This window comes from Rhodococcus cercidiphylli (assembly GCF_033042225.1).
In the GTDB taxonomy this organism is placed as follows: Bacteria; Actinomycetota; Actinomycetes; order Mycobacteriales; family Mycobacteriaceae; genus Rhodococcoides.
This window is the reverse complement of record NZ_JAWLKE010000007.1, coordinates 309,331-322,642: the sequence shown is the minus strand read 5'-3', so window position 1 is coordinate 322,642 and position 13,312 is coordinate 309,331. Positions and strand designations below refer to the sequence as shown.

Annotated in this window: 12 protein-coding genes; 4 read left to right on the top strand and 8 right to left on the bottom strand. The window is 65.8% G+C overall.

Features of this window, described 5'->3' with window-relative positions; translation table 11 throughout:
- Window positions 1–12 precede the first annotated feature (12 nt).
- Together R3P95_RS19765 and R3P95_RS19760 are read right to left on the bottom strand one after the other, a co-directional pair.
- On the bottom strand, window positions 13–1,098 hold the full coding sequence (locus R3P95_RS19765) for a DNA polymerase domain-containing protein (protein WP_317549235.1): 1,086 nt from the start codon (window positions 1,096–1,098) through the stop codon (window positions 13–15).
- Between the two features lie 2 nt (window positions 1,099–1,100).
- Window positions 1,101–2,150, bottom strand: a complete 1,050-nt coding sequence (locus R3P95_RS19760; protein WP_094669158.1) for an ATP-dependent DNA ligase — start codon at window positions 2,148–2,150, stop codon at window positions 1,101–1,103.
- Window positions 2,151–2,236: 86 nt separating this feature from the next.
- On the opposite strand from R3P95_RS19760, the gene lppU reads away from it, so the two are divergent.
- On the top strand, window positions 2,237–2,836 hold the full coding sequence (gene lppU, locus R3P95_RS19755; protein WP_317549234.1) for an LppU family putative lipoprotein: 600 nt from the start codon (window positions 2,237–2,239) through the stop codon (window positions 2,834–2,836).
- Window positions 2,833–4,269, top strand: coding sequence for an MFS transporter (locus tag R3P95_RS19750; RefSeq protein ID WP_317549233.1), 1,437 nt, complete (start codon window positions 2,833–2,835; stop codon window positions 4,267–4,269). Before lppU ends, R3P95_RS19750 begins: the two co-directional genes overlap by 4 nt.
- 14 nt (window positions 4,270–4,283) lie before the next feature.
- On the opposite strand, the gene R3P95_RS19745 is transcribed toward R3P95_RS19750, so the two are convergent.
- The 4 genes from R3P95_RS19745 to R3P95_RS19730 are packed head-to-tail and all read right to left on the bottom strand — an operon-like array spanning window position 4,284 to window position 7,459.
- On the bottom strand, window positions 4,284–5,162 hold the full coding sequence (locus R3P95_RS19745) for a universal stress protein (protein WP_317549232.1): 879 nt from the start codon (window positions 5,160–5,162) through the stop codon (window positions 4,284–4,286).
- Between the two features lie 37 nt (window positions 5,163–5,199).
- Window positions 5,200–5,562 (bottom strand): hypothetical protein, encoded by a 363-nt coding sequence (locus R3P95_RS19740; protein WP_149406882.1) that lies wholly within the window; start codon window positions 5,560–5,562, stop codon window positions 5,200–5,202.
- Window positions 5,559–6,461 (bottom strand): universal stress protein, encoded by a 903-nt coding sequence (locus R3P95_RS19735; RefSeq protein WP_317549231.1) that lies wholly within the window; start codon window positions 6,459–6,461, stop codon window positions 5,559–5,561. Before R3P95_RS19735 ends, R3P95_RS19740 begins: the two co-directional genes overlap by 4 nt.
- Window positions 6,458–7,459: an Acg family FMN-binding oxidoreductase gene (locus R3P95_RS19730; RefSeq protein WP_317549230.1), complete on the bottom strand. Its 1,002-nt coding sequence runs from the start codon at window positions 7,457–7,459 to the stop codon at window positions 6,458–6,460. The genes R3P95_RS19735 and R3P95_RS19730 overlap by 4 nt, the downstream gene beginning before the upstream one ends.
- Window positions 7,460–7,682: 223 nt before the next feature.
- Between R3P95_RS19730 and ilvD the strand changes: the two genes are divergently transcribed.
- Complete coding sequence (gene ilvD, locus R3P95_RS19725) at window positions 7,683–9,398, top strand: dihydroxy-acid dehydratase (protein WP_317549229.1); 1,716 nt, start codon at window positions 7,683–7,685, stop codon at window positions 9,396–9,398.
- Window positions 9,399–9,601: 203 nt separating this feature from the next.
- Here the strand turns inward: ilvD and R3P95_RS19720 are convergent, their stop codons facing one another.
- A complete protein-coding gene (locus R3P95_RS19720; protein ID WP_394855442.1) occupies window positions 9,602–11,740 on the bottom strand; it encodes an MFS transporter in 2,139 nt (712 codons plus the stop codon).
- 192 nt (window positions 11,741–11,932) lie between these two features.
- On the opposite strand from R3P95_RS19720, the gene R3P95_RS19715 reads away from it, so the two are divergent.
- Window positions 11,933–12,541, top strand: coding sequence for a TetR/AcrR family transcriptional regulator (locus R3P95_RS19715; RefSeq protein WP_317549227.1), 609 nt, complete (start codon window positions 11,933–11,935; stop codon window positions 12,539–12,541).
- Between the two features lie 82 nt (window positions 12,542–12,623).
- Here the strand turns inward: R3P95_RS19715 and R3P95_RS19710 are convergent, their stop codons facing one another.
- Window positions 12,624–13,280, bottom strand: coding sequence for a chymotrypsin family serine protease (locus R3P95_RS19710; protein ID WP_149406877.1), 657 nt, complete (start codon window positions 13,278–13,280; stop codon window positions 12,624–12,626).
- Between the last annotated feature and the right edge of the window lie 32 nt (window positions 13,281–13,312).

The window sequence follows — 13,312 nt, the reverse complement described above, 5'->3', positions numbered from 1 at the left end:
TGCCCGACTCCGTCAGCTCTCCGTGCGATTCCCCTCCGCATCCCAGTGCTCGGCGACCTTTTTCGACGGCTGCACTCGGGGCGGTTCGCCGGGCATCTTGGGGTAATCCGGCGGGAAGTTCAGCTCCCCGCCCGGCAGTGTTTCCCACAGCTGCAGAAGGGGTTCGAGGGAGTAGGCCTGCTCGTCCATATCGGCCCACGGGTCTCCGTCCTGGACCAGCTCCGGCACCGTGACGAGGTTGTACTCACGTGGATCGGTGACTTCTGCCAACTGCGACCACGTCATCGGAGTGCTCACCGTCGCACCCGGCCGGGCCCGCAGACTCCATGCACTGGCGATGGTTCGGTCTCGATTGTTCTGGTTGTAGTCGATGAAGATGCGTTCTCCGCGTTCCTCTTTCCACCAGTTGGTGGTCACTCCGTCGTCGCGCCGTTCCAGTTCGCGGCCCAGGCCGATGGCCGCGTGGCGCACCTGCTCGAAGGTGTACTGCGGCTCGATGCGGACGTAGATGTGAATGCCCCGATTACCACTCGTCTTCGGGTAGCCGCGTAAACCCAGCTCCTCCAACAGCTCTCGGGTCACGTCCGCCACTCGCAGGGCGTCGGCGAACGTGGTTCCCGGCTGCGGATCGAGGTCCAGCCGGAGCTCGTCGGGATGGTCGACGTCCGGTCGTCGCACCGGCCACGGATGAAGCGTCAGCGTGCCCATCTGCGCCGCCCACACCAGCGACGCGGATTCGGACGGGCACAGCTCCTCGGCGGTGCGCTTGCTGGGGAACGCGATCTTCACCGTCTCGATCCACTCGGGCGCACCCTTGGGCAACCGCTTCTGATAGAAACCGTCGCCCTCCTTGTCCTGGGGGCCGAGTGCCAATCGCATCCCCTCGCGATAGCCGTCGGGCCAACGCTCCATCGCGGTGGGGCGGTCACCGATCGCCCGCATCAGTGGCTCCCCGACGGCCGCGAAGTACTCGCACACCTGCAGTTTGGTGATCTCCGGGGTGCGTTCGGTGGCCTCGAAGATCACGCGTTCGGGGCTCGACACCCGCACTTCGCGTTCGCCGGCCTGCACGAACGCCGGTGGTGTTTTCGCGGCCATGGCTACCGTCCCCCGGCGATGACGTCGGCGACGTCGTAGCGCACCGGAACCTCGAGCTGGTCGTAGGCGCACGAGCGCGGCTCACGATCGGGTCGCCACCGCAGGAACCGCGCCACGTGCCGCAGCCGAGCCCCTTCCATCTGGTCGTAGGCCACCTCGATGACCCGCTCGATGCGCACCGGGATCCAGTTGCGGTCGTTGGACGAATTCCAGCGGGTCGCTTCACCGTCGTACGTGACGTCGTCGCCGAGCCGGAGCGGTTCGAGTTCTTCGAGCAGTTCCAGCCGTCGCTTGTCGGTGAAGGCCGACGCGCCGCCGATCATGCGTAGGTCGTCACCGTCGTACAGACCGAGGAGCAGAGATCCGATACCGTTGCCGGACTTGTGGATTCGGTAGCCGATCAACACACAGTCGGCGGTACGCGCATGCTTGATCTTGACCATCTCGCGCTTGTTCGGCAGATAGAGACCGTCGAGCTTCTTGGCCACCACACCGTCGAGTCCGGCACCCTCGAAACGCTCGAACCAATCCTCGGCCACCGCCGCGTCGTCGGTGGCGGAGGTGACGTGGCAGCTCGTGCCTCCGGTACCCACCGCGTCGAGCAGTCTCGCTCGCCGCGTCGAGAACGGCTCACCCGTCAGGTCCTCGTCGCCGACGGCCAACAGGTCGAAGCCGATGAACTGCGCGGGAGTCTTCTCCGCGAGCATGGTCACCCGACTCGCCGCGGGATGAATCCGTTCGGACAGCGACTCCCAGTCCAGACGAGTGGATCCGTCCTTCTCGCGGGGCACGACGATCTCGCCGTCGACGACGATCTTCTCGGGCAGCTCGGCCTTGATCGCCTCCACCAACTCCGGGAAATAGCGTGCCAGGTCCTTACCGCCACGTGACCCCAGCACTACCTCGTCTCCGTCACGGAAGACGATCGCGCGAAACCCGTCCCATTTCGGCTCGTACGACCACACCGCGGGCCCGTCCTCGGGCTGTGCGGGCACCACTTTCGCGGCTTTGGCGAGCATCGGTGCGACCGGCACGGCAAGAGGAAGATCCACGCAGTTCATCCTGCCTCATGCAGCCGACGAGCGAGTCCGATATTTTCTACACGAGCACGGTCGAACCTACGAGGGCAGGACTCACCATGGCGTCATCCAGTCGTTCGGTCCGCGCTCTCGTGCTGGCGTTGTCGTCGTGCGCGGCGTTGATACTCGCCGGGTGTGCCTCGGAGGTGTCCGGTACCGCCGTCGCCATCTCCGGTGCCACCATTCCCGCCACCACGACCACCAACCCTCCCACCACCACACCGCAAACCGACATCGACGACGGCGGCAGTGTCGACATCGACGTGGAGATCGGCGAGTGCGTGGCACTGGGCGGAACCGTCGACGAGGCGGCCATCGACAACGCGACCTGCGGATCTCCGCAGTCCAACTACGTCGTTTTCGCCAAGACGCCCACCTCGGCCGAGTGCCCCGCGGATGCGGATCAGTACTACTACGAGACCTACTTCGACATCGAACAGGGAGCCCTGTGCCTCGACATCGACTGGCAGGTCGGCGGATGCATGGACCTCGTCGGTGAATTCGCTCAGCGGATCGACTGCGCGACCCCCGGTGCCGACACCCGCCGCGTCGTGACCATCCTGCAGGGCACCTCGTCCGTCGACGACTGCCCCGACCCCGCGCTGTACGGATTCGAGAAGGACTCACGCAACTTCGTCGTCTGCGTCGAACGGTTGTGACCGCCACCGACATCTCGGTCTCGAGCGCTCGGGGGCGCTGGATCGTCGCAGCCACGGTGCTCGGTTCGGCTCTGGCGATGCTCGACGCCACCGTGGTCAATATCGCGTTACCCGCGATCGGTCGCGATCTCGGTTCGGGCGTCACCGGTCTTCAGTGGACGCTGAGCGGTTACACGTTGACGCTGGCCTCGCTGATTCTGCTGGGCGGGTCCCTCGGTGACCGGCTGGGGCGAAGGCGGGTGTTCGTCTGGGGCACCGTCTGGTTCGCGGCCGCGTCGGTATTGTGCGGGCTCGCTCCCAGCATCGAGGTACTGATCGCGGCGCGGTTGCTGCAGGGAGTCGGGGCGGCCATGTTGACGCCGGGTTCCCTCGCGCTGATCTCGGCCTCCATCAGGGCCGAGGACCGAGGAGCTGCGATCGGTCTGTGGTCGGGTCTCGGCGGTGTCGCGTCCGCGGTCGGTCCGTTGCTCGGCGGCTGGTTGGTCGACGCCGTCGGCTGGCGTTCGGTGTTCCTCATCAACATCCCGCTCGCCGTCGTGGTCGTGTGGGTGGCAGCGAAACATGTTCCCGAGAGCCGAGATCCGCACGCATCCGGCCGACTCGACGTACCGGGAGCGGTGACCGTCGCGGCGGCGCTGGGTCTGCTCACATACGGTCTGATCGAGTCACATGCTCTCGCGCTCGCTCTGGGTGTCGTCGCGGCCGGGGTGTTCGTGGTGATCGAGCGTCGTTCGCACGATCCACTGGTTCCGCCGTCACTGTTCGCCTCCCGAGTGTTCCTGGCGGCCAACCTCGTCACCTTCGCCGTGTACGCGGCTCTGGGCGGCGTGTTCTTTCTTCTGGTGCTGCAGTTGCAGTTCGCCGTGGGCTACTCACCCATCGCGGCCGGGGTGGCCACGCTGCCGATCACCGCTCTCATGCTCGTCCTGTCCGCCCGCGCGGGCAGAATTGCCGGACGCATCGGACCTCGTGTTCCGATGACCGTCGGGCCGCTGCTCTCGGCACTGGGGCTGTTGCTGATGTTGCGCATCGGACCCGGATCCAGCTATGCCACAGACGTTCTGCCCGCGGTTCTCGTCTTCGGGCTCGGACTGTCCGCTCTGGTGGCCCCGCTGACCGGAGCGGTTCTGGGCGCGGTGTCCACCGATCGTGCCGGAATCGCGTCTGGAGTCAACAATGCCGTGGCCCGCACCAGCCAACTGCTCGCCGTAGCCGCGCTCCCTGCGCTCGCCGGTATCGCTGGATCCGATTACGCTGCGCCGGAGGTGTTCTCGGACGGCTTCCACACCGCCATGCTGATGTGCGCCGGATTGCTGGTGATCGGTGCGGTCATCGCGGCGGTACTGATTCGCGGCACCGGCGAGGACGCGTCGAACTGTCCCCCGCACTGCGACATCGGCTCACCACCACCTGCCTCGCGTCGGAGCGCGTGACTCACCGCACTGGGTCATCGCACGATCAGCACCGAGCAGTCGGCGTGGTGAACGAGATTCTGACTGACCGACCCCAGAATCGTCCCACGCAGAGCACCTCGACCCCGAGAACCCACCACGAGCATCGACGCCGACGCCGACATCGCGCGCAGGCCTCGTGTCGGGCTCGATTGGGCGCTCACGGTCGTCAGTGCAACATCGGGGTACTTCTCGTGCATCTTCTCCACATGCGTTTCGAGCCAATGCTTTTCGTGCGCGCGAATGCTCACCCAGTCGATCTCCTCGAATCCCGTTCCCAGACCGGGTTGGGCCGCGAATCCCCAGTAGTTCGCCGCGACCACCGGTGCACCGACGGTCTGGGCGAACTCGAGCGCTGCACTCAACGCTCGATCCGACTGCTCACTTCCGTCGACGCCCACCACGATGGGCCGGCCGGGATCGACGCTCTCCCCACCACCACGCACCAGCAGTACGGGGCAACGGGCGTGCGTGACGACCCGAAGGGTGTTGCTGCCCAACGTCAGGTCTCGTAGTGCACTCGACTTCCTCGATCCCAGCACGATCAATTCGGCATCGGCATTCGACAGGTACGACGCGATGGTGCCGTCGACGCTGACGATGTCGACGGACACGTCGGGTGCAACGTCGTGCATCGCTCCGGCCGCGCGGGTGAGATGCTTTCGCCCGATCATGCGGAGGTCCCGCTCGAGCGCACCGCCGTCGACGAACGCTGCCGATCCGTACCAATCCCCCTCGGGGACAGCGTGAATCAACCGAACGGACGAATGTGTCTTCGCGGCGTAGGCGGCGGCCCACAGCGCTGCGGCATCGGCCTCGGTGGAGCCGTCGATGCCCACCAGGATGGGAAGCACGCGGTCGGTGGAATTGCTCATGATGTGTTCCTGTCTCGATGGGAAGCCGTCGGGTCGGTCAGGGGTGGAACAGGGCAGATACTTCGTCGGTATCGATATCGGTGCGGCATCCGCTCGATTCGAGCTCGACGTAGAAGGTCTCGTAGCCGCGCGGGTCGGCCCCGCTGACACCGGTGCTGCGCCGCTCGAACACGCGCACCCCCGGCCACCGGCCGAGCACCGCTGTTCTCAGATCGTGTCCGTCCGGGGAGGTTCCGGCGAGCGGTCCGTATTCGGCAATCATCACCGCGTACACGCTGCCGCCGGTCGACGCGGTGGTCACCGGAAACACTGTCGACCCTGTCGATGCCGGACTGTCGACGGTGATGGAATCGGTCTCCATCCGCCGGGTGCCTGCCGCTGCTCGTGCGTCGTTCGTCATCGTCGAGTCCCCGCTGTCGTCGTGTCTCTGCAGATCATCACCGGGCAGCGCGCGTGCCGCGTGAGGTTGCTACTGGTCGATCCGAACAGTGCCCTCGCCACCACTCCTCGTCCGTGGCTACCGACTACCACGAGGCCGGCACGCTTGGACAGGTCTATCAACAGATGCGCTGGATTACCCTGTTGCACAATATGTTCGACGGATACGTCCGGATACTTCTCGCTCCATCCGGCAAGACATTCCGACAGCAGCATTCGCTGCTCGCGCTCGATCTCGGCACTGTCGGGCGATCCCGGCAGGGAGAGCGCTGCCCCCTGGGACAACGAGCTCCAGGCAAGCGCGGCGATCATCGGCACACCCAACAGAGACGCCAGATCGAAGGCCTGCTCGACGGCCACCTCACTCGTCGCGCTGCCGTCGATACCGACGAGGATCGGTGCGTCGACGGTGCCGACTCCCTCCCGCCAGACGATCACCGGACACAGGGCCGCATTCGAGGTCTCCTGCGCCGTACTCCCGAACAACGCCGACACGATCGGGCCGGAACCGGAGTTGCCGACGACGAGCATGCGCGCGGTGCGGGAGTACCCGACCATCATCGTGCATGCGGTCGCTTCCTCCACCGAGGTGGTCACGGCCAGATTCGGATGATGGGCCAGCACCGCGGTGGCAACGTCGGCGACGACGCGTTCGGCCGCGCGTCGCTGCTCGTCCCACACCTCCCTCGGCACCACCGATGCGGGCTCGCCCATGTAGAACACGGGCTGCTGCACTGCCCCGGCGATCAGCAGCGGAGAATCCACCTTCTCTGCCAGGGTGGCCGCCCAGCGGGCAGCGTCGATACTGGCGGGCGAGCCGTCCACGCCGACAACGATTTTCTGGTGTCCTGCGAGAATCATGATCGTCTCCTGTTCGTTGCGCGGGCGGGTGCCGAGAGCACCGACGCCACCGCGTGTCGTGGGGTTCGGGGTGGCGGTGAGCCGATCATCGGTTTACCGACTCGAATCAGCACCTGCGCCACCCCTGTGCGTGCAGCGAGAGACTCGACCAAGCGCCTGCTACCCGACTGTTCCGTCATGTGCGTCAACGGGCACGTCGCCAGTCCGTCCGCTGTCGCTGCCAGGAGGAAGGCAGACATGGCTCGACCGCTCTGCAGCCAATCCAGGCGTTCGTCCGATGACGTCTCGAGCAGCACCACGGTGGATTCGTCCTCGACCGGCTCGTGTGTCACGGTCGCGGCGACCCGGTGCGGTTCGGGAAACACTCGTCCGACCTGCACCCTGGATGCATCCGCGCGGTTCGTCAAAGCCTCGGGCGGAATTCCTCCCGATCGGAACGCGTGCCCGGCCCACCACCTGATCTCGGCCTGATACGTCGCGTCGTACTTACGTACGCTCGCACTCAGAGTCGATGCCTTCGCCAACGTCTCTTTGGACTCGGTCGACAGGACGGTCATCTCGGTGCCGTAGTGCTCCTGGCCCAGATATCGCGTCAGATCGCGATTGCTCGGCACCGGCCCAAACGCTCGCCGATCCGAGTACCGCCGATTGATCGCGGTCAGCAGGTCGAACTCGTGCGACCGAGGATGCGCGTCGTGCACGAAACGGACGCGCGCGAGATGATCCGGTGCACCCGGGGTCGGCAACAGGTCGATCTCTGTCGTCCACCTGTTGGCTGCCGCGGCCTTCTGCAGATGGTCCAAGGCAGCCCCGCAGCTCATCACCATCTGTCGCTCGGTCGGGTCTATCGCCCCGAGCACGCGCGAGCTGTCGGTGTACAGATCGAGTACGTGCTCGGAGTAGATCCACCTCCACGGCTGACTGTTGTGCACCGACGGCGCGCGACACGCGAGCTCCACCAGCATCTCCACCACGGCCGTATCCGGCTGATCGTTCATCGTCTCTCCTCGGACTCCCACCGCGATGCGGTGACACACCCACTCTCTCCCCGAGCCGGTGTTGCTCGACAGGGCCATTCGTCACTCGATGAAGGGCACTCGAGACGTACGAGTTGGGTGCATGCCGATCGAGAGCCGCAACCACAGGTTTAGTGTTGACGGTGAATGCGACTCAGGAGCGGAACCTGAGGACGCGACCGTCCGCCGACCGCTCAGGAGAGTCATGACGACCCCGCAGAATCCCCCCGAAGACATCGACGTCAAGCCGCGCAGTCGCGACGTCACCGACGGACTGGAGAAAACGGCAGCGCGCGGCATGCTCCGCGCCGTCGGGATGGGCGACGAAGACTGGGGCAAATCCCAGATCGGCGTCGCGTCGTCGTGGAACGAGATCACCCCGTGCAACCTCTCGCTCGAACGTCTGGCGAAGGCCGTCAAGAAGGGCGTCCACGCCGCCGGCGGCTACCCGCTGGAATTCGGCACCATTTCGGTGTCCGACGGTATCTCGATGGGTCACGAGGGCATGCACTTCTCGTTGGTCTCCCGTGAGGTGATCGCCGACAGCGTCGAAACCGTCATCAGCGCAGAGCGTCTCGACGGTTCCGTCCTGCTCGCCGGATGCGACAAGTCGCTGCCCGGAATGCTCATGGCCGCAGCGCGCCTGGACCTGGCGAGTGTTTTCCTCTACGCCGGCTCCACGTTGCCCGGGTTCGCGACCCTGTCCGACGGCAGCGAGCACCAGGTGACGATCATCGACGCCTTCGAGGCCGTCGGTGCCTGTTCGCGCGGACTGATGTCGCGGGCCGACGTCGACACCATCGAACGCGCCATCTGCCCCGGCGAAGGTGCCTGCGGCGGAATGTACACCGCCAACACGATGGCCAGCGCCGCCGAGGCGATGGGAATGTCGTTGCCCGGCAGCGCATCTCCTCCCGCTCCCGATCGCCGACGCGACGGATTCGCCCACGCCAGCGGCGAGGCCGTCGTCGATCTTCTGCGACGCGGCATCCGCACCAGCGACATCCTCACCAAGGAAGCCTTCGAGAACGCCATCGCCGTCGTCATGGCCTTCGGCGGCTCGACCAACGCGGTACTGCACCTCCTGGCCATCGCCCACGAGGCGCAGGTGGACCTGACCCTCGCCGACTTCACCCGCGTCGGCGCAAAGGTTCCCCACCTGGCCGACGTCAAGCCGTTCGGCAAGCACGTCATGACCGACGTCGACGCCATCGGCGGAGTTCCCGTCGTGATGAAGGCTCTGCTCGACGCAGGCCTGATGCACGGCGACTGCATGACGGTCACTGGAAAGACCGTGGCGGAGAACCTCGCTCACATCGCGCCCCCGGACCCCGACGGCAAGGTACTGCGCGCACTCGACAAGCCGATCCACCCGACGGGCGGCATCACCATCCTCGAAGGATCGCTCGCCCCCGGCGGAGCCGTCGTCAAGTCCGCAGGCTTCGACTCCGACGTCTTCGTCGGCACCGCACGAGTTTTCGAGCGTGAACGCGCGGCCATGGACGCCCTCGAAGACGGCACCATCGCAGCCGGCGACGTCGTGGTCATCCGCTACGAAGGACCCAAGGGCGGGCCGGGAATGCGCGAGATGCTCGCAATCACCGGAGCCATCAAGGGTGCGGGACTCGGCAAGGACGTCCTGCTGCTCACCGACGGCCGATTCTCCGGCGGCACCACCGGCCTCTGTGTCGGACACGTGGCACCCGAGGCAGTCGACGGCGGACCCATCGCCTTCGTCCGCGACGGGGACCAGATCCGACTCGACGTCGGCAAGGGCACCCTCGACTTGCTCGTCGACGCAGCCGAAATGGACTCCCGCGCACAGGGCTGGGCACCACTGCCGCCGCGCTACACCCGAGGAGTGTTGGCCAAATACTCCAAGCTGGTCGGATCGGCCTCGAACGGTGCGGTGCTGATCTAGCCGTCCCCTTCCCGCCCGCCCCCCCCTGCCCCCCTGCCGCGTCAATGGACCATTGCATACGTCTCGGCGCTGCAATGGTCCATTCACGCAAGGACACCGTGCGCGTCGAAGGCACTTTGCATACGTCTCGGCGGTGCAATGGTCCATTGACGCGGGCGGGGTTGGGTGCGCGGGCGGGCGGGCCCGAGGCGGGCGGAGTGCGACTACAGCGGCATTGCCCACATGGAGCTCGAGCGTTCCTTGAATGCCGTGCAGTTGGCGTGTTGTTTACTGGCTCGCTGGTAGAAGGTCTGCAGCGGCTCGGTGGGTTCGGGCGGCTGAGGTGTGGGCGCAACCGGCAGATCGCTGAGTTCGAGGGCTGCGTCGAGGGCTTCCTCGGCCTCGACGCGTCGGGTGCGCGCCAGGTTGGACAGGGCGAGCTGGTGGATCGTCACGCGGTCGCCGGACTTGCTGTCCACCGTGGCCTGTCGGGCGACGGAGGCGTCGAACTCGTACACCTTCGAGGCCAGCTGATAGATGCTGGGACGCTCGAGCTCGGCGTCCACCAGAGCCGGCTCGGCCACGGTGTGCGCAGGTATCGGTGCGGTCTCCTCCGCGGTGCGCAACGCGTGCCGTGCGCCGGAATTCTGGGGCTTCGCCGACGGCCGCTCCAGTAGTTGCTCGAGCTCGGCAACCTCACGATCGGCTGCCGGGTCCTTCGCCGGCGGTGCGACGAACGGCACGATCGGCTCGAACTCGATCTCCTCCGACGACGTCGCCGCAGTCGCATTCTTGGACGGTATGAGCAGCGCGACGATCACCGTGCCGACGCCGAACACGACGGCGGCAACAACACTCGTGTGCACCACTGCGTCACCGAACGCCGCGACGGCATTGGCTTCGAGATTGTCGGCGAACCCACTGAGGAATGCGTTCTGGTCACGGATGACGTCGGAAACGATCACCGCACCGGCCAACGAATCCTGCGATGCCGCAAGCCCTTCCGCCGCCTGTCCGGTGTACTGGCCGTTCGGTTGCTTGCCGGGGAAGGTCTGCAGGAATCCTTCGATGCCCTGGCGGTAGGACGCGGCGAGCACCGATCCGAGCACAGCGATACCGAGCGATCCGCCGAGTTCGAGGGCGGTGTCGTTGAGGCCGCCGCCCACCCCGAGCTTACTGTCCGGGAACTCGCCCATGATGGAGTCGGTGCAGGGCGAGACGGACAGTCCGATTGCCAGACCGAGCAGCGTCAGCACCGGAAGAAAGTCGGAATACGTTGCCGTCGAATCGATCCCGATGAGCGAGACGACCGACAGCGTTCCCACGATCATGCCTGCGGTGACGGTGACGCGCGGTCCCAGTTTCGGCGTGAGCCACATCGTGATTCCGGATCCGACGAAGACCGCGCCGGCCAACGGCAGGAGGTGAACGCCGGTGGACACCGGACCGTAGCCGAGAGCGAACTGGAGATACTGGGCGACGAAGTAGATGGCGCCGAAAGTGACGAGGAAGAAGATCAGCACCGCGAGGGTGGCACCGCTGAGGATGCGGGAAGAGAACATCCGGACGTCGAGCAACGGATTGGGATGGCGCAGTTCCCATCCCACGAAGCCGACGACCGACAGCAGCCCGACGAGCGCGAAGTACAGAGGCCCGACCGTCCAGCCGAAGTGCATCCCCTCGATGATGGCGTACACGATGGTCGACACGGCCAGCACCGACAGCAGTCCACCGATCCAGTCGATCGCACCCGGGTCGACGGCCCGTGACGGCGGGACCAGCACGACGGCACCGACGATGGCGGCCAACGCGATCGGAACATTGATCAGGAACGTCGAGTGCCAGGTGAAGCTCTCGAGAAGCCAGCCCGCCAACAGCGGCCCGGCCGCGATCGCGAGTCCCGAGGTTGCCGCCCACACGGTGACAGCGGTGGCGCGTTCCCGCTTGGGAAAGGTCGCGACCAACAGCGACAGGGTGGCGGGCATGACGATGGCTGCGGCGACACCCATGACGATGCGGGCCAGGATCACCCCGAGGGTGGCATCGGTGAGTGCACCGGCCACAGATCCGGCGACGAAGATGATCAGGCCGAGAATCAGAGCGCCGCGGCGGCTGTAACGATCTCCGATCACCCCGCACAGCAACATCAACGACGCGTAAGGGACCGTATAGCCGTCGATCACCCATTGCAGGTCGCTACTCGTCAGACCGAGGTCGAGTGTCATCGACGGTGCGGCGACCAACAGGGACGTGTTGGCCATGACCACGATCAGCAGGCTCAGACACAACACCACCAGAGCCGACCAGCGTCGTGGGTACGGTTTGTGCATATCTTGGACAGGCGTCATCGCAAGCAGTGTCATCGTGTGTTCCCCCCCGTTGGCAAAGTGCGAGACACACCTTGCACAGTGCTGTGCAGCTTAGGAAGCGTCGGCTAGGATTGGCAATCTTTTGTGGCGGCAACCACACTCCCCGCCCGCGATCGTGCTAGTTGTTGTCCTGTGCGTAAGACGACGGAGTCGAGTTCGATTGCACGGGACGCAGCTGCGCCGCCCGTGCAACGACGTGACGCCCGGTCCAATCGAGCGCGAATTCTGCACGTTGCACAGGGGGTGCTGGCGGACAATCCCGATGCGACCATCAACGACGTCGCCGCCGCTGCGGGAGTGGTCCGGCGAACCGTGTACGCCCACTTCGCCTCTCGCGAAGCGTTGATCGACGGTATCGCCGTGGAAGCAGCGGAACGAATTTCGGCTGCGCTCAACCGCGTTCCTGCCGCAGACGAATCGGCGGTGACGGTGTTCGTTCGGCAGACACTGGCCCTGGCACGCGTCGGAGATCAGTACCGGCTGTTACTCGCGGTCGCACGGTCCGATCTGGGACACAACAGCATTCACGATCTACTGACTCCGATGCGCGAGTCGGCCGCCGCGGTCATCCGACGGGGACAGCGTGAGGGTGTGTTCTCCTCGTACCTCGCCGCCGAAGTGCTGATCCTCAATATCGAGGCCATTGCGCTGTCGATCCTCGACGCCACCAACGCAGGATTGATCGGCGACCCCGCCGGAGCGGCGACGACGTCGAGCCTGGTGCTGCTGGGAATCGCACCGGACGACGCGGAACGCATAGTCGCAGATGTTCGGTCGTCCGCCCGCGCCCGCTGAGAGCAGTACCGACCCCACGCACGACGAAGGCCCCGTCGCGGTGTGTTGCGCGAACGGGGCCTTCGGCCGAAAACGGGTGGATCTAGGGAGCTGGGACGAATCCTGCGCCGAGTCCGTTGCCCTGATCGACGTTGCGGAGGATCGCGTCGAAGTTGGTACCGACCTCGGGTCCGAAGCACGCCACGCCGAGGTAGGCATTGACCATGCCGACGAGGGTGTTGCCGACGACGACCGGGCTGCCCGAGTCACCTTCGACGACGCACAGCTGAGCCCAGGTCTCCTGCGACTGCAGGATGTCGCCGTAGGCGAGTCCGCAGGTGTTGCCGGTGGTACGGCCTTCCTTGCAGACGATGTTCGGGAACGCCGTCGGCGGGCCGACCTGCGAGATGGTCACGTTGCCGACGCGGTTGATCGGTGCGACCTTGTCACGCTGGAATTCGATCAGGGCGTAATCGAATTCCGGATTGGAGAACGCGATGCGGCCGACCTCACCGAGGGAGGTGTCGTACTCGGGGACGATGGAAGCGCCCGCCTGGCCGCAGTGGCCGGCGGTGAAGCCGACGAGATTTCCGTTGCGGTCGTTTCCGATCGTCGTCAGCGTGCACTCCGCCTGACCTCCGACGATGATCCCCGAGCCGCCGCCGAGAGCAGCTGGAGTGGCCGCGGATGCGGTCCCCACGCCGACGCTGGCTACGATTGCAGCCGCCCCCACGACGACGAGCATGAATTTCTTGAACATGTACTCCCTCTCAGCGGTGTCGGCAGAACCCT